At 44.5% G+C, this 15,974-nt stretch carries 12 protein-coding genes; 6 read left to right on the top strand and 6 right to left on the bottom strand.

The window, feature by feature from the left end; genetic code table 11:
• The first annotated feature begins 57 nt into the window (after positions 1 to 57).
• On the top strand, positions 58 to 987 hold the full coding sequence (locus tag PN836_RS11855) for a MipA/OmpV family protein (RefSeq protein ID WP_395338556.1): 930 nt from the start codon (positions 58 to 60) through the stop codon (positions 985 to 987).
• A 148-nt stretch (positions 988 to 1,135) separates the two neighbouring features.
• Positions 1,136 to 2,014 (top strand): hypothetical protein, encoded by an 879-nt coding sequence (locus tag PN836_RS11850; protein ID WP_395338555.1) that lies wholly within the window; start codon positions 1,136 to 1,138, stop codon positions 2,012 to 2,014.
• Between the two features lie 66 nt (positions 2,015 to 2,080).
• Here the strand turns inward: PN836_RS11850 and PN836_RS11845 are convergent, their stop codons facing one another.
• A complete protein-coding gene (locus PN836_RS11845; RefSeq protein WP_395338553.1) occupies positions 2,081 to 4,645 on the bottom strand; it encodes a TonB-dependent receptor plug domain-containing protein in 2,565 nt (854 codons plus the stop codon).
• Positions 4,646 to 4,834: 189 nt separating this feature from the next.
• Positions 4,835 to 5,791, bottom strand: a complete 957-nt coding sequence (locus tag PN836_RS11840) for a diguanylate cyclase domain-containing protein (RefSeq protein ID WP_395338552.1) — start codon at positions 5,789 to 5,791, stop codon at positions 4,835 to 4,837.
• A 259-nt stretch (positions 5,792 to 6,050) separates the two neighbouring features.
• Here PN836_RS11840 and speA point away from each other — a divergent pair, with 259 nt between their 5' ends.
• Entirely contained in the window at positions 6,051 to 8,018 is a 1,968-nt protein-coding gene (speA, locus tag PN836_RS11835; RefSeq protein ID WP_395338550.1) for a biosynthetic arginine decarboxylase, read from the top strand.
• On the opposite strand, the gene PN836_RS11830 is transcribed toward speA, so the two are convergent.
• Entirely contained in the window at positions 8,015 to 9,235 is a 1,221-nt protein-coding gene (locus tag PN836_RS11830; protein WP_395338549.1) for a GGDEF domain-containing protein, read from the bottom strand. The two genes, speA and PN836_RS11830, sit on opposite strands and share 4 nt — an antisense overlap.
• A gap of 57 nt (positions 9,236 to 9,292) precedes the next feature.
• Positions 9,293 to 10,417, bottom strand: a complete 1,125-nt coding sequence (locus PN836_RS11825) for a serine hydrolase domain-containing protein (RefSeq protein ID WP_395338548.1) — start codon at positions 10,415 to 10,417, stop codon at positions 9,293 to 9,295.
• A gap of 224 nt (positions 10,418 to 10,641) precedes the next feature.
• On the opposite strand from PN836_RS11825, the gene PN836_RS11820 reads away from it, so the two are divergent.
• The 3 genes from PN836_RS11820 (at position 10,642) to PN836_RS11810 (ending at position 13,564) form a co-directional block, all read left to right on the top strand.
• Positions 10,642 to 12,087 (top strand): DNA-3-methyladenine glycosylase 2 family protein, encoded by a 1,446-nt coding sequence (locus PN836_RS11820; RefSeq protein ID WP_395345620.1) that lies wholly within the window; start codon positions 10,642 to 10,644, stop codon positions 12,085 to 12,087.
• 69 nt (positions 12,088 to 12,156) lie between these two features.
• The gene (locus PN836_RS11815; protein WP_395338546.1) at positions 12,157 to 12,639 is read left to right on the top strand and encodes a methylated-DNA--[protein]-cysteine S-methyltransferase; all 483 of its coding nucleotides are present in this window, start codon (positions 12,157 to 12,159) and stop codon (positions 12,637 to 12,639) included.
• Between the two features lie 22 nt (positions 12,640 to 12,661).
• On the top strand, positions 12,662 to 13,564 hold the full coding sequence (locus PN836_RS11810) for a DMT family transporter (protein ID WP_395338545.1): 903 nt from the start codon (positions 12,662 to 12,664) through the stop codon (positions 13,562 to 13,564).
• Between the two features lie 23 nt (positions 13,565 to 13,587).
• Here PN836_RS11810 and PN836_RS11805 read toward each other — a convergent pair whose 3' ends face one another.
• Together PN836_RS11805 and PN836_RS11800 are read right to left on the bottom strand one after the other, a co-directional pair.
• Positions 13,588 to 14,382, bottom strand: coding sequence for a sulfotransferase domain-containing protein (locus PN836_RS11805; RefSeq protein ID WP_395338544.1), 795 nt, complete (start codon positions 14,380 to 14,382; stop codon positions 13,588 to 13,590).
• Between the two features lie 27 nt (positions 14,383 to 14,409).
• The gene (locus PN836_RS11800; protein WP_395338542.1) at positions 14,410 to 15,891 is read right to left on the bottom strand and encodes an oligosaccharide flippase family protein; all 1,482 of its coding nucleotides are present in this window, start codon (positions 15,889 to 15,891) and stop codon (positions 14,410 to 14,412) included.
• Between the last annotated feature and the right edge of the window lie 83 nt (positions 15,892 to 15,974).

Here is a 15,974-nt window from a genome sequence, read left to right as displayed (position 1 = left end):
GTGAGTTCTGATATGACGTCCCTTTGCTGCCTAGCACCTTTCAAGCGTCCGTTGACAATGAGTGCGGCAACACTATTAGTTTTGCTGGCAGGTATTGCTCTGCCTGTATTTGCTCAAAACGCCTCTACTCAAGAGGAAGGCAGAAAGTCACAAGATGCGTATGAAATAGAATCGCCCGATAGAAGTTTAACTGGCTTTGAAGCAATTGATGAAGCACAGCCGCTTTGGGAATTTGGAGCCGGGGGAGGCTTTGTTGAGGTGCCGAATTACCCCGCTTCCAGCGAACGGAATTTTGTTGCACTAGCTGCGCCTTATGTAATTTACCGAGGCGACGTATTTCGTCTTGGCGGCGGCGGTGGTGTGCGCGCTGTAGTGGTGGAAGAACGAGATTTCGAAGTTGACTTATCTTTGGGCGGCGCATTCTCAGCCGATAGCGACGACAACACGGTGCGCGAGGGAATGCCTGAACTCGACTTTTTATTCGAAATTGGTCCGCAGCTAATTTATCGAGTGAGAGATTATGAGTTTGACGGCGGAGGGAACGCTCGATTGAATCTTAGAATGCAAGCGCGCGCTGTATTCTCTACGGATTTTGAGCGCATAGACGATCGAGGGTATGTATTTGAACCACAATTGTCTTATCAGCAGCGCGGTGTTTTATTTGCCGACACCGCGTTTAACGCTTCATTGTCGTTTGTGTTTGCCAGCGAAGACCTCCATGATTATTTTTATCAAGTAGACGAGCAATTCGTCACCTCAGATCGAGAGGCCTTTGATGCATCGGGCGGATATTTGGGCGCAGAGCTCAACGTGGGAATATCCTTTCCTATCATGAAAAACATGCGAGGTTTTGCCGGTGGATCATTGCGCTTTCACCAAGGCGCTGCAAATGAAGACAGCCCTTTGTTTGAAGATGACCTCACTTACAGCATTGGTTTAGGCTTTGTATGGCGATTGTACCAAAGCGACGCAAAAGCCAACTGGTAAATCAGACCATCTTAGATAACGCACATGAATGCTAAAGCAATCAGGACTTTTGAACGATAAACTAAGTAGGGCAAAATGCATTGCTTGCAAACACGCAGTGTTTTGCGCCTGAACCGAGTTTAATTGTTTTTATTTATCTGGAGGCCAGATGTATACCTTGTCGCAAGTGCACATTGATATGGCGCGCAATTCAACGGACGATTTTAATCTGTTTCACGACCAATTTCGTTGGAGCTGGGTGAAACAAAATCCGTTTAAAGGCCCAATTGCACTTGGCTTTCAGTTAGGCTGTTTCATTGAAACTCATATCCCAAAAACCAGTCCGCATATTACCGTTGATATGCTTCGTTTTAGTAGCTTTGAGCTGAATTTTGCGAACTGCGTTAAAGTGGGCGACAGTATTGATGTTGATATTAAAAAAGGTCGATTGAGCAAAAGCGATCAAGGTAAACAGTATTCATCACGGGTAGTATTAAAAGCGAATGGAAAACCTGCCATTATTGGCTTTAAGCGAGATGGGGAGTTTCCTACCTTAAATGTCGATTTACCTGAAGTATTACTCGATGAGCTGAAACAAGGCCAAGACAGAAGCTTTATATCAAACAACCAGTATTTTTTGAAACGAAAATGGATGATTGTCGGGAATGCGAAAAACTTTTTATTAAGTGCCTTTGCCGACCAGACCATCTTTATTGACGAGTTTGCGAATAAAGTGACGTTTCCACAAACTTATCCTTTGGCGTTGCTGTCATCTGCAATGTTAGAGCGTGCGCAGGCAGCACGTTATGATCTTGTTCAAAATCCCTTAATATATACTTCCCACCATTTAAGCGTAGACAAAGAGCAGCTCAAAATCCTTCGCAGTAACGATGCTTTGCAAATATTGATTAAAGAGCCAGAAGATATTGGTAACGGAATACAGCGCTATTTATGCTTTGGCTATGTGAGCCAGCAAACACCGCTGTTTATTGCACAGGTCGATTTAGTGGCCGCCTCTACCTTGCGCCAAAGTACGTCGCAAGGATAGTAGAGTGGCAAGCAATAAAAAAGGGGCGAGTGATTGAACACTCGCCCCTTTTCGCTCCAACTAGATTTAAAAGCGATATGTTAGCCTTCCGTACACAAATCGACCGGTAAAACCAAAGGGCGAGAAGCCACTATAGGCAAATAAGCGTGAGAAGGTGGTCACGTCTTCTACGTTTTCGCGCGTTGGGTCAGGATAAACATCAAACACGTTGTTTGCGCCAATGGTCAGTGCAAGACTCTCATTTAGCTCATAAGTCGCATCTATATCGGTTACCCACTTTTCTTCCAGCACTTCATTTCGCAATGGATTTGATGACACATCTTCTGTTTCACCATAGCGTGTTGTGCGAAGCACTAACGTGGCTGCATCGTAGCTCCAAGCCGCACTTAGATTCACTTTGTCAGCGGGAGAGCCGACTTCAAATCGGCGCAGCTCTACGCCAGAAAATAAGTTGTCCTGGTCAAACCCTGCACCCTGCAACACAGCTGGCGGCGGCAGAATGTCGGTCACTTCATTGTCGTTGATATTAATACCGGCATTAAATAGTACGCTACCCCAATCGTCAGTATTTAAGGTATAGCTACCAACAATGTCGACCCCTTTGGTTTCGGTATTAATTGCATTGAGGAAGAAACGCGCTCTATTTGCACCGGTGTCAGCTAATAAGGCTTCGATTTCAGGACCCGATAAGTTATTAGATAAGACGATACGGTCATCAATTTCAATTTGGTAGAAATCCACCGTAAAGTTTAAGTCAGCGGTGGGTGTGTAGGTAAATCCTACGCTGTAGTTGGTTGATTCTTCTGCATCTAAGCCAGGACTTCCAAGGGCTAGCGCTACATCACTAGACGGTGCAAAGGTGCCTGTTTCAGTGGGCACGGCTTCAACAAATACCGTCGCAACAGAGGTGAAAAACTGTTGCTGTAACGACGGTGCTCTAAAGCCAGTTGAAATAGATCCGCGCAAGGCAAAGGTATCGCTTAACTCTACACGATGCGACATTTTCCAATTGAAGGTGTTGCCAAAATCTGAATACTCTTCATAGCGCGCTGCTACGGCTACATTCCAGTTTTCAAGTACGTCAGCTTCCAAGTCAATATAAAAACTCATGTTGCTTCTGCTGTTGGTACTTGCGGAGGCAGGCGTAAAGCCTGGGAAAACTTGTGAGCCGCTCGCGCCAAATGGACCGGCTATGGGGTCGGTGACCGCGCCACCTGGGCCAAAGGTACCTCGTTCATATGACGCAGGCTCACCTGCACGAATATCGTAGCCTTCATTTCGATATTCGAAACCAAGGGCTAAGTTCATCTCGCTATCGAAAAAGGCGACGTCAACCAATCGAGACGCGTCTACATTAAATAGCGTTTGCTCATACGTCAGTCCGCCTGCGTCAAAGTCAGTGGGGCTATTTGGACCAAACGAAGTATTGAGTGAATTGATAACGCTGTAGTCTAGTTCATTGCGACCATGATTGATTGAGACATCATAGCGCCAGACTTCACCTTCGCCTTTCACCCCTAAGACCAATGATAAGTCATCAATATCCGTTTTTATCGTCGGCAAAAAACCATTTGGATAAATCTGGGTAACGTTTCTGCTATCCTGTGCGCGCCGGTAAAATCCTGAACCCTTTGAATTTCGTTTACCCATGGAGCCAAATGCATAAAACTCCATGTCATTTGTGAGTCCTTTTGATGAATTCACAAACAGTGCATAGTCTTCAACCTCGCCATTACCAAAATTGTGGTTATAGCGGTTTACAAATAGCTCTCGGTCATCAATGCTGCCATCTGCAAGGCGACTAAAGTTTTCGCGCTGGTCGTAGTCCGAGCGATTGGCATTTGACCTATCTCTAAACTCAGCGGCAACGTGCACGTAGCCATCATCGCCCCATTCAAATCCCATGTTGCCGCGTATTGTAGCCGTTTGGCCGTCGGTGAGCTCGCGATCACCGCCTTCTTCAAACGCTAGGTTACCGTCGGCTCCTTCGCGCACTCTAAGTAGCTGCGGTACACCATCCATAGTGGTCATGTTAGCGCCATATGTGGCAGAGAATTCGCCGCCTTCGCTGGCATCTTTGAGCACAATATTGATAACACCGGCGATAGCGTCTGAACCATATTGAGCAGCCGCGCCGTCGCGCAATACCTCAATACGTGAAATGGCGTTAGCCGGAATGGAGTTTAAGTCTACCGCTGATGAACCACGCCCTGCCGAACCGTTTAGGTTTAATAATGCGCTGGTATGGCGGCGCTTCCCGTTTACCAGAACCAAAGTATGATCAGGTGCTAAGCCCCTAAGCTGAGCTGGCCTGACGTGGTCCGTGCCATCAGTGATTGACGGCTGCGGGAAGTTAAAGCTTGGCAACAAGGTGTTTAAGATCATGTTGGTTTCTGTCAAACCTGTTGCACTGATTGCATCCGCGTCAATAATATCGATGGGTACTGCGCTGTCGTTAACTGTGCGTCCGGCGCGTCTGGAGCCTATGACGCTAATTTTCTCAACGGCTTCGTCTGCGCTATCTTCGGTATTGGTTTGTGCAAAACTTGGATTTGCCGACAATAGCAATGTACTACTTGCTAATAGACACCCTAGACCTTTCATTCGATTTGATATTTTAGTGCTTTTCATTACAGTGTTTTCCTTTCACGCTGCTTATTTTTGTGTGTGCAAAACGGCTTTAATTTGCGTGTCTGTTTTGTGCTACTAATTTGATTTTAGTAGTAAATATCCAGTATAACGAATGTTAGTAAATAAAAATTGGAATACAAGAGGCGGAACCGTCTTAAGCTCAGGCTTGTTTGTTATATCTTAAGCGTTCTAGTGCGTTGGTTCGTCAAGGCCGAGTAGCTTATCAGCACAGCAAATTTTCAATGCGTGATCATCATCGCAATTTGCCAGTACTTCTTCTGCTGTATCGATGAGTTCTTTAGTCGATGATCCGCCGGCCGGGGCCGCTATTGTAACGGCAATCGTACAACCAATATCTTTAGCGGAAGCTTGATGTTTGGCCATAAAGTGAGGATTATCGAATTTATTGCGAATTTGACGCGCTTTTTGTTTAGCACCCTCTGAGCTGCAGTCTGACAAAAGCAAAACAAAAGTATCCTGCGCGTAGGATGCGAATAAATCCCCTGGGCGAGCCCCCACACTGCACAAATCATCAGCAATGCTCGCTGTTACGGCATAGTATTCATCTGCACCGAAGTTGCGCTTTAGGGACTGAAAATTATCAATACGAACCATGATAAGCGCTAGATGATGCCAATACCGTGCGCAACGAGCCCATTCCTGCTCAAGAATTTCATTGAATTTTGCCGCGTTTGGTAAATGCGTTAATGGGTCAATGTAAATCAGCGACTCTAGCCTTTTAGTTTTGTGATAAAGCTCAATGTGTCGGGTTAAACGCATTCGCAGCTCGTTCATCTGCACTGGCTTTTGCAAGTAATCTGCACCGCCCGAATCAAAAGCGGCATACTTATTCTGAGTATCTGATTGATTGCTCAGGAAAATCACAGGTATATCTTTAAAATAAGTTTGTTCTTTGAGTCTATGACAAAGATCTACGCTATCGGAGTTATCTTCTTGCATATTTAATATGATGGCATCTGGAAGCGGTGAGCGGTTGAGCACCTCCCATGCTTTTTCATTAGATTGCACAAAATTGAGCGAGAAGTAGGGAGAGAGTTCGCTTGAATATAATTTACGCTCTAGATCGCTCTCCTCTACAAGCATAATTTTAAATGCGGCTTGGACGGCCTTGGCAAGGTGTTCCATGATGTCCTCAAAAAAATTTTTTCAATACACTCCGTGTTTAGTCATAGCGCATAAAAGACTGAAGCAGTGCGAGCGTTCTTACTAAGATAATACACAAAATTATAACGATAAGTTTACATAGTTATCACAAAGTGTAGCAAAAGCTGGATTGATTACAATTTCTCTTGTGAGCGTTTATACTTTCTCTCTATAAATGTGTGGTTAGCTCTATGCTGCTGAGCATTAACGGCGATAACGGCAGGCGGATTTAGGTAAAACGATGGCAGATGGCAATATAAGCGCGGACTCAAGTTGGACAATTCAAGATGCCGAGCGCGTTTACGGAGTATCAAGTTGGGGCGGTGGTTATTTTCAAATTGGTGATAACGGCAATGTTCATGTTGTGCCAACCCCTAATAATAATGACGTTCAAATTGACATGAAGGCGGTGATTGACGAAATTCGCAGTGAAAACATTCAGTTTCCAGTGGTTATTCGCTTCCATGACGTTCTGCGCTCGCAAGTTATTAATTTAAACGAAACCTTTATCGAAACCATCAAAGAAGCCAAGTATGAGGGGCACTATCGGGGTGTATATCCGATTAAAGTCAATCAAATGCGCGAGGTGGTGGAGGAAATTGTTGATGCCGGCAACCCCTATGCATATGGCCTTGAGGCGGGCTCAAAGCCAGAGTTACTTGCCGTGTTGGCTTATAATACCAATACAGAAGCGCTCACCATCCTCAACGGATACAAAGACGAAGAGTTCATTAAACTAGCTTTGCTAGGCAGGAAGCTCGGTCGTAAAGTGGTAGTGGTGATTGAAAAATTTAGCGAACTGCAACTGCTCATTAAAGTGGCGAAAGAGTTGAATATCGAACCTATCGTTGGTCTGCGCGCTAAAATGCAGTCAAAAGGACAAGGAAGATGGCAAGGCTCAAGTGGTGAGCGTGCCAAGTTCGGATTAAGCATATCCGAAATTATTAACGCCGCGCGTTTACTTCAAACGCATGGTATGGCGGATACTTTAAAACTTTTGCATTTTCATATTGGTTCTCAATTACCTGAGATCCGCGCAATTAAAGACGCGGTGAATGAAAGCGCGCGTATTTATGCTGAATTGGTAAAAATGGGCTTTAGGCTCGAGTATGTCGATGTAGGGGGCGGTCTCGGGATTGATTACGATGGCAGCAAATCAACGGCCGACTCATCAAGGAATTACAGCTTACAAGAATACGTAGCCGATGTTATTTACGGTATGCGAGAAGTCTGCGACTTAGAGGGTGTCCCGCATCCTCACATTGTGACCGAAAGTGGTCGCGCAATCACCGCGCATCACAGCTGCGTAATCACCGAAGTGGTGGGAGAAATAAAGCCAGATGGCGCGTCCGTCGATTTAGCCACAGGTGAAAACGAGCATGTGTTGCTGAAAAACATGCGAGAGCTGTCGCTAAGTTTACAAGAGCAAAGCGCTGGCGCTGATGAGAAAAGCAGTCTGCGCAATTATCAAGAGATCTACAATGATGCCACGCAATACAAGGAGCAAGCTTCCGATGCCTTTGGGCTTCGAGTGATTGGTCTGGAAGAGCTGGGCAAAATAGAAACCTTGTATTGGCAAATCATGCGCCAGGTGCAGCATTTTTATCGTCATGCTGAGTTTGTGCCGGAGGAAGTACAGTCATTAGATTTTTCATTGTCGTCGCAATATTTATGCAATTTCTCTATTTTTCAGTCAGCGGTTGACAGCTGGGCGATTGACCAAATTTTGCCAGTTGTGCCCATTACCGGCCTACATACTCAACCCGTGAATAATGGCTCATTGGTGGATATTACCTGCGACAGCGACGGAAAAATCGATAGGTTTGTAATTGAACATGCGATTGATTCGGTACTGCCCATGCCAGCATATTCAAGAGATGAGCCCTTTTACTTGGGATTGTTTTTAACCGGCGCGTATCAAGATGTAATGGGCGATATGCACAACTTGTTTGGCCGCTTAAACGAAGTGCATATTTTTAGCTACGATGACGACCCACAAGATTTTTATATTGAAGAGTTTGTACGCGGCTCAAATATCGATCATGTGCTTTCGGTGATGCAATATCATCCTAGCGCAATGGCAATAGACGTGAAAAAGCTGATAGATAAGGAAGTTTCAAAAGGAAACATTAAGCCCAGAGAAGGCGTAAAGTGGACAGACTTTTATGAAAACAGTTTGTCTGCCTACACCTATTTAAATACTGATTAAATCATTCCCTGATCGATACCAAAGGGAGCAAAGGTTTTGACGCGATTGCGACCATCTCGCTTAGCGTCTACTAAAGCCTTGTCAGCTTGTTGAATGAGCTGATTGGGTTTAATTTTCATCAGTGGCACTATGCTGGTGACCCCTAAACTAATGGTGATGCTGTTAAGTGTTGTGAGCTTTGTCGCTCTGTGTTCAAAACGTTGGTCTTCAACCGCCTCTCGAAGACGGGAAGCGTATGCACGAGCGCCTTTTGCATCTATGCCCGGCAGTATGATAGCAAACTCTTCGCCGCCATATCTGGCCACTAAATCGCCCTTTCGGTTAGTTTGTTGCTCAATTAAACTCGCAATATTGCTTAAGCAATCATCTCCGGCAACATGTCCGTAGTGCTCATTGTATTGCGTGAAGTAATCTACATCTAAGAGTACTAGAGACAAGGATGAATGGCTTCTGTACGCCCGCCCTAGTTCAACTTCTAGCATTTCATTAAAATAACGTCGATTAAATAGGCCAGTTAAGCTGTCGCGTCTTGATATCTCATAAAGCTGCTGTTCGAGCATCTTGCGTTTTTCGCGCTCGTGTTCATTTTGAAAACCAAGCTCAATTGCGCTTAACTGCGCTTTGTTCACTTTGCGAATAAAACCAAACATAAAGCCAACAAAGACCGCGATAGATATGCTCGCCATTAATGCTGTGTGCGCCGAATCAACTTGAGTGCTTTGTAACAAAAATACGCCAGAGGTGACGACGCTTAAGGGAACAGCCATGCAAAACATGGCGTAGAGACTGGCGCTATGAGCAATCATAGAAATGGCGCAAACACTTAGCACCAAAATAGATGCAATCGTGATGTACTGCGGATTATCCAAAGGTGTAATAACAAGCGCACCGTAGGCATAAGCAAATGACAGGCTAAGGGTAATGCACGCCCACAAGCTCACCCAGGTTCTCTGCGTAAAGTGGGTTTGGTGATATTGATGATAAAACACGCTGAGCCCGAATCGCATCACGCAAAGTACTAGAGACACGCAAAACCACCCAAGTAGTGACGATGTTTCAGTGATTTCGAGCAACCAAGCGCTGTAAACAACAATCGCGAGAATGTGCGCAAACAACACACCCAAAGACTGAGAAAATAGGGAATCGACAATCGTATCGCGAGTGCGTCTGGTCACGCTGTTTAGGTCAGCGCTTTTTTCGCTTGTGTATTCGCTCAAATGTTCACTCTTTTTCACAGCTTTTCTCGTGTTACTTTTATCGGCATGGCTTAGCGTTTATTGAGACTTTTTGGCATTTATTGCCTTGTGCCAAAAGTCTGCGCTCACCTCGTTAATTAAATTGCTTTCAGCGTTCATTAAGAATGCAAAGCCCATGCCCAGTTCAGGTGCAAATGATACATCTGCTCGATAACCTTGCACCCAGCCACCGTGATAGTTTAATCGCACCCCTTTGAAGTCATACACGCGCCATCCTAAACCGTAGTGAGCGCTGTTAAGATGTTGACGCCAATGACGTTTGCGCACTTCCCCTCTGGTTTGCACGCGCGGCAGCGTCATTTCCGTGACCATTTCTTGGGTAACAATATCTGGGTACTCCAGCAACATGGCCTTAATCCAAATTTCCATATCTTTGGCGCTGGCATTAATACCTGCGGCTGGGGCAAAGCGATAATAATCATCTTTGACGCGCACCTTTGCCCATTTGTTTCGGGCTATGGCTGCGTGGGGTTTTGCCCAGCTAGGCGAGTCTTCCAAGGCTTTTTTTCCGATACTGGCATTCATATTTAAGGGCGAAAACAATTGGTTTTGCATCTTCTCGCTAAAACTCGAATTACGCTTTGCATAGTGCTCTTCAATCACGCCGAACATCGCATTTTGATAGGTGTAGCAGTATCCTGGCTCGCATAATGGATCAAGCTCTTGCAGCATATTCAATACGCGCTTGCGGTCGTAGTTGGCTTCAATTAGGTTGTCGTAAGCGTTGCGCATGTAGCCGGTGGATTGACCGATGACGTGGCGGAGTAAGACCGGCTTTTCAGAATATTTGTCGAAGGAATACTCCGGAGTGAGCTCAGAAAGTGGTGTTTGCCAGCTCACCGTGGTTGCAAGAGGATTTTCAGCCGCGACAAGCGTTGCCGTAAACGTCTTAGAAACAGAAGCAAGTCGAAAGACAGTGTCAGCAGTGATCGCCTCGCCATTGCGTTCAGTCTTCCCATGGGTGTAGATTTTTGTGGGCTGTCCTTTTTCTACGACAACAAACACAAATCCTGGAATATTGCGTTTTGTGGCTTCTTTTCTTACTTCATTAGCAAAATCATGTGTCCAGTCGGTGCTTGCAAGCGCACTATTGAGCGCAAACACTGATAAAGATAAGACGACGAGTGTAAGACGTTGAAGCAACTGCGAACACCGTGATAAAAAGCGATTCATAAACTCAAACAATACTATAGATCCTGACCATCTCATGTGCAGTCGATTTACTAAGCGGCTTCGAGTAGCACGACAAACCGCAAGTGTTGTTATTCATTGTTATTTAAATAATCAGTTCCGAAATTAACGTGTTTTTACTTGCCCATGACGTACACTGCTATTCAAGTTTTTAGGATAACATTAAATTGCCAGCGATGTTAACGACTCAGCAGTGCCAAAAAGCTCGGATGGCCCGCGATCCGAGGTTTGACGGTAAGTTTTTTATTTTAGTCAAATCCACGGGGATTTTTTGCAGACCGGTTTGCAAAGTAAGAGCGCCACTTGAAAAAAATGTTGAGTATGCGTTTTCTGCTATTGATGCTATGCGACAAGGCTTTCGTCCATGCCTTCGGTGTCGACCAGATTCTCAGCCATATTCACCTCCATGGCAGGGTGTGCAAACCACTGCAAAGCGCGCAGCGAAGTTGTTGACCGAGGATTTTTCTAGCAGTGTAGGTGTAATCGCTGAGCGCTTAGGTATTTCGTCTCGGTATTTGCATAAGCTAATGCTCGAACATTGGTATGTGTCACCCAAGCAGTTCCGCGTATGCAACCAAATTATGCTCGCAAAACGCTTGCTGCATCACTCTAATATGAGCATAGAACAGGTGGCAACAAGTGCTGGTTTTTCAAGTGCAAGACAGCTCCAATATCATATGAAAGCGCTTATGCAACTAACGCCGTCCCAAGTCAGAAGTGCATCAAAGAGCAGTCAGACGGGGACTGAAAAAACCGCTTTGAGCAATAATGCTGGCGCACAGCACCACGATAAATTAAGAGATGATAAACTCGAAATGACAAATATCTTTTTACCTTATCAAGGCGCCTATAACTGGCAAGCAATACGTGACTTTTTCTCTAGACGCCTTATCCAAAACAACGAAGCGATAGACAATGATAGCTTTACCAAAACCTTCAATATACATGATCACGCCGTCAAAGTAAGAATGCAGCATGTCCAAGCATCGTCTGGGTTTGAAGTCAGTTTTAATCAAAGCTACCTGAGCTATACGCATTTAATCATCGAACGCGTCCAGCATGTGCTAGATTTACATGCCAATCCTTACGTTATTGTTGATGCCTTAAAAAGTAGCGGCCTGCCAACTAAGTTTATCGACGCGGGTATGCGTATCCCAGGTATTTGTAGTCAATTCGAAGCTGGGGTTCGTGCAATATTAGGGCAGCAAGTGTCGGTAAGTGCAGCAATCACTCAGCTTAATCGGCTTGTAAAGGGTCTTAACGAAAACAATGAAAGCTTTATTAAACCGCAGCAAGTCGTTAACTCGGATTTGGCATTTATCAAATTACCGCAAGCAAGAAAAAACGCGCTAAAAGCTTTCAGTGAGTATATGTGTACGCAAACTGATTCAATCGAACATGATGTATCTGCTTGTCTCTCAATAAAAGGTATAGGGCCATGGACAGTTAATTACATCAAAATGCGCGCGTCTCGTCATACCGACATGTGGCTTGAGACGGACTTAATCATTAGACAAAAAGCGTCAGAAATCGAAAAACGAGGCCTTAAGTTCAGCCCAGATAATGCCGCACCGTGGCGAAGCTATTTAACGCTGGGGCTTTGGCATCTTAACTTCAATTAAGTTCGCTTACTTATCAAAGGTTCAGGCTAATTTAAATATGCAGAAGCATAGAACAACGAGTATTGAAATATGAGGGAAAGTCTGTACATCAGTGAATTAGAAACGCAACAAGGTTACGTGCAAATTTTTGCCCATAACACGGCAGTGGTGGAAATCGCATTTGCGGATGAGTCGATTACTATTGAGCGCATTCAACAAAAACGAAAAGAGAATGAAATATCATCTTGTGCAAAGCAACAATTGCAGGAGTACTTTGCTGGCAAGCGTCAACACTTCGATTTTCCATTGGATGCAAGCGGTACTGCCTTTCAAAAGCAAGTATGGGCTGCCTTGATGGACGTACCCTTTGGTCACACAGCCAGCTATCTCGATATCGCGACAGCCATCGGTAAGCCAAAAGCCTGCAGGGCTGTGGGCGCTGCGAATGGTAAAAACCCTATTGCTATTGTGGTGCCATGCCATAGAATTATCGGCACCAACGGGAAACTCACCGGATATGCAGGCGGAATGTCGCGCAAAGCGTTTCTGCTTGATTTAGAATCGCGAGCTTGAAAATTAACCTTGAGGAGCGTGCTTGAAAGCATCTGAATTTGCCGAGTTGTTGCTATTAGGCGCAATTTGGGGTGCATCTTTTATGTTGATGAAAGAAGCGGTACCGGCCTTTGGCGTCTTTGCATTGGTTGAGTTACGCGCTTTGGGTGCGACCTTGTGCTTGTTGCCACTGGTATTCCTTAAGCGTCAAGGTGCAGATCTCATCAAATACTGGCCGCAGCTGTTGTTCGTTGGGGTCGTCAATACTGCTGTGCCGTTTTGCTTATTCAATTATGCGCTACTTCACTTGGATGCAGGGCTTGCGGCGATTCTAAACGCAACTGCGCCTATGTTCGGTGTGCTGATTGCCTACCTGTATTTAAAGGAATCGATTACTTGGCTAGGTATTTTGGGCATTGCGATGGGTTTTGCTGGCGTTGTGTTGATTTCTCTAGAGCAAGTCAGTGCCGGCTCAGTAAGCTTTTTACAGGCGGTTCTGCCAGTACTTGCTGCCCTTGCTGCAACGCTATGTTACGGCATATCTGCAAGCTACTTAAAAAAGTATTTGTCTGGCGCAAAGCCCTTCGCGGTTGCTGCCGGTAGTCAAATTTTCACGGCTATCGTGCTTGCACCTATTGCTTTGTATCATTTGCCTGTAGCACCTCCAAGCGCAAATGCATGGTTAAGCGCACTAATTTTGGCGTTTTTATGCACGGGTTTAGCCTACGTGATGTATTTCGATTTAATCGCAAAAATTGGAGCTTCTCGAGCCATCACCGTTGGCTACTTAGTACCTTTGTTCGGTATATTCTGGGGCTTTGTGATTTTAGATGAGATTTTGTCCTTGGCGGCTGTCATGGGTGGCGCATTCATTATCGTGGGGGTTATGCTCGCGACGAATTCTTTTGCGGTATTGAAACGTGTGATCAGGCAAAGGGACGCATAAGTAAGCCAGCTAATCCCGTTCTTTTACCTCAGCCAGTCCTTACAATCCCAGCCTAGTAATTTCTCAAGCTTTTGTACCTCTGGTGAAAATAGATCAATGAGATAGTTTTTTGCTTCCTCGCTCATATCGGAATCGTATGGACGAGAGTGAACATCTTTCATCTGTACATTTGAAAATTCGGACACGCCTAAAAACTGTGCAAGCGTGCTCAAAGTGCCATTTGGGTCTTGTTTCAGCGCTTCGCTTTTCAGTATTAAGGTCTGCTCTTTAGGGAAATACGACCACAAACGCTCAATTTGGCGCACGTAATGCCCCCTGTCGGTATATGAAAACACTCTATGTTGTTCCGGTAATGCGCTTGCACACCTTTCTTTTTCTGTCTTTAATGCTTCTATAAAACTAAGGTTATCCGCTTTTTCTGCTCGTTCCATATTCCAATGAGAGTATGCCCGTTCAATTGGATTTCTTAAAATCAGTATAACCTTAAGTTCAGGGTTGTACTCAAACATGCGCTTTGGTGACGTTTTCCAATACATGTAGATAGGCGTTGCTTCCCCAAGTAATTTATGTCTTTTTCTGGGGCTGAAATAAGCATGGTAGTGATTGTATTTTTGAGAGCGTTGTGAAAAATTTTTCTCATGGTCAAAATAATGCACTTCCTTTTTGTTTGCCATACAAAGCTCAGGATGCTCTCTGCAATATTCATCTAGCGCAGTTGTGCCGCCTTTTTGCGTCCCGGCAATAATAAAATTGACCTTTCTATTGAACGGTAAATAGGTTTTTACTTTCCAACGAATTCTGTCGCTTATACTTTCCATATTATCCTTTGCAGAGCATTAATGACCTTATGACTTTATGCTTACTATTTTGAATTTGATGGTTTTAAATGTTGAGCTAAAAAGCCTGTTTAAGGCTTGAATTTCCTCATGCCCGCTCATTAGGCGACTAAATGCAATATACTGTAATGCGTACAAAGCGCAGAATAATGCACTGCCAGCGAACAACTCCACAATTGAGCCCAAAGATACCATATTAATCTGCATCAAAATAAACATCGGCGGCAGTGTAAACACAATCGGGCTGATGTAAAAGACCAAATCTATGAGCTTTATTCTAAACAAGAAAACAGACACAAAAACAACGAAAATAAACACATTGATGAATTTAAGACCAGCAACATACAAGGAAAACGACGCTAAATCGGTAAAATACTGAATGCCAATCACGGTGGCAACAATGACGCAAATTGATGAGACCAGATCGTAATAAAAGAGCTTATTGATGTGATCCATCGCAATCAGTAACTGCGACAAGTTACGACTTAGCACCAAGGGAATGAGCATGAGCGATAAGTTTGCAAATACAATGGAATACTCGGTCCACTTTGCACCCAAGAATAAGTACACAATTTCGTAATGATAAAAGAGCATTAAAGCCGTCATTGGCGCGATGAACAGCATCGAAGCAAACACCGCTAAGTTAACTTGATAAGAGGAAAGCCTGTCTTCTCGAATGGAGATTGAAAAAGTGGCGAGCAGGGGTTCAGTAAGCGGCTGTACCAACTGGTTGTTTGGCATGGCTGAGAGGTTTTTAAACATGCCGTATACACCCACTAAATCAAGTGCGAAGTACTTTGAGACCAATATTGCGTCGGCTTGCGATTTAGCGTAGCCCAAAAAGCCTTTTAAGATAATCCATTGAGAGAAGGTGAACTGATCTTTGACATTACTCAAGGTAAAGCGAGGTTTATGATCGGTAATGGTGTATGAGAGCAGCATGGGCAAGGCATACGTCAAAATAGTCCCGTAGATCATGGCCCAATAGCTTTCATATATCCAAACGTGAATTAGCACAAAAGCGAAAGCGATTAGCTTGCTTGCGATTTCAATTTTAAAGAGAGGTTTATAATTTAGGTTGCGGCTAAATAGCCATACCCCGGGGTTGCCGGTACAAGATAAGGGCAGAATAATACTCAGCACATATAGTGGGTCTCGCACTTCGGGCTTTTCAAGAAACAGTACAATTGCGTCAACGCCCAGTAGAAAAAGGCCCCAGATGCTAAACTTGATTAAAATATTGAGACTCCAAGCGCTGTTGATCGCCTCGGTACTTGCCTCTTTTATTTTGGAAATATACTGCTTAGCGCCTAAATCAGTGAAGGTGATAAACAAAAACACCGCCATTGTAGAGATGGATACAATGCCAAAGTCTTCAGGAGTAAGAATGCGCGCCAAAATAAGCATGCTCACCAAGCCTAAACCACGTTGTATAAACTTAGTGGCTAAGACGATAAACGAGCTTGCTAGGGTTTTATGAGTTAACGACACGTACTATCCAAACTGAATCCAAATTGATTTCTCTGCTTCGCGGTGGGCAGAGTATCACTTAAGCGAATTTGCACCAAGTTCCA

Origin of the sequence: Ningiella algicola (genome assembly GCF_028401415.2) — a bacterium.
Classification (GTDB): Bacteria; Pseudomonadota; Gammaproteobacteria; order Enterobacterales; family Alteromonadaceae; genus Glaciecola.
Note: the sequence above shows the minus strand (reverse complement) of the source record. Positions and strands in the feature narration are given on the sequence as shown.

What these genes read in the sequence shown, in the direction of transcription:
- PN836_RS11855 (WP_395338556.1), top strand. Translation starts at nt 58, where the DNA reads ATGAGTGCGGCAACACTATTAGTTTTGCTGGCAGGTATTGCTCTGCCT.
- PN836_RS11850 (WP_395338555.1), top strand. Translation starts at nt 1,136, where the DNA reads ATGTATACCTTGTCGCAAGTGCACATTGATATGGCGCGCAATTCAACG.
- PN836_RS11845 (WP_395338553.1), bottom strand. Translation starts at nt 4,645, where the DNA reads ATGAAAAGCACTAAAATATCAAATCGAATGAAAGGTCTAGGGTGTCTA.
- PN836_RS11840 (WP_395338552.1), bottom strand. Translation starts at nt 5,791, where the DNA reads ATGGAACACCTTGCCAAGGCCGTCCAAGCCGCATTTAAAATTATGCTT.
- speA (WP_395338550.1), top strand. Translation starts at nt 6,051, where the DNA reads ATGGCAGATGGCAATATAAGCGCGGACTCAAGTTGGACAATTCAAGAT.
- PN836_RS11820 (WP_395345620.1), top strand. Translation starts at nt 10,642, where the DNA reads ATGTTAACGACTCAGCAGTGCCAAAAAGCTCGGATGGCCCGCGATCCG.
- PN836_RS11815 (WP_395338546.1), top strand. Translation starts at nt 12,157, where the DNA reads ATGAGGGAAAGTCTGTACATCAGTGAATTAGAAACGCAACAAGGTTAC.
- PN836_RS11805 (WP_395338544.1), bottom strand. Translation starts at nt 14,382, where the DNA reads ATGGAAAGTATAAGCGACAGAATTCGTTGGAAAGTAAAAACCTATTTA.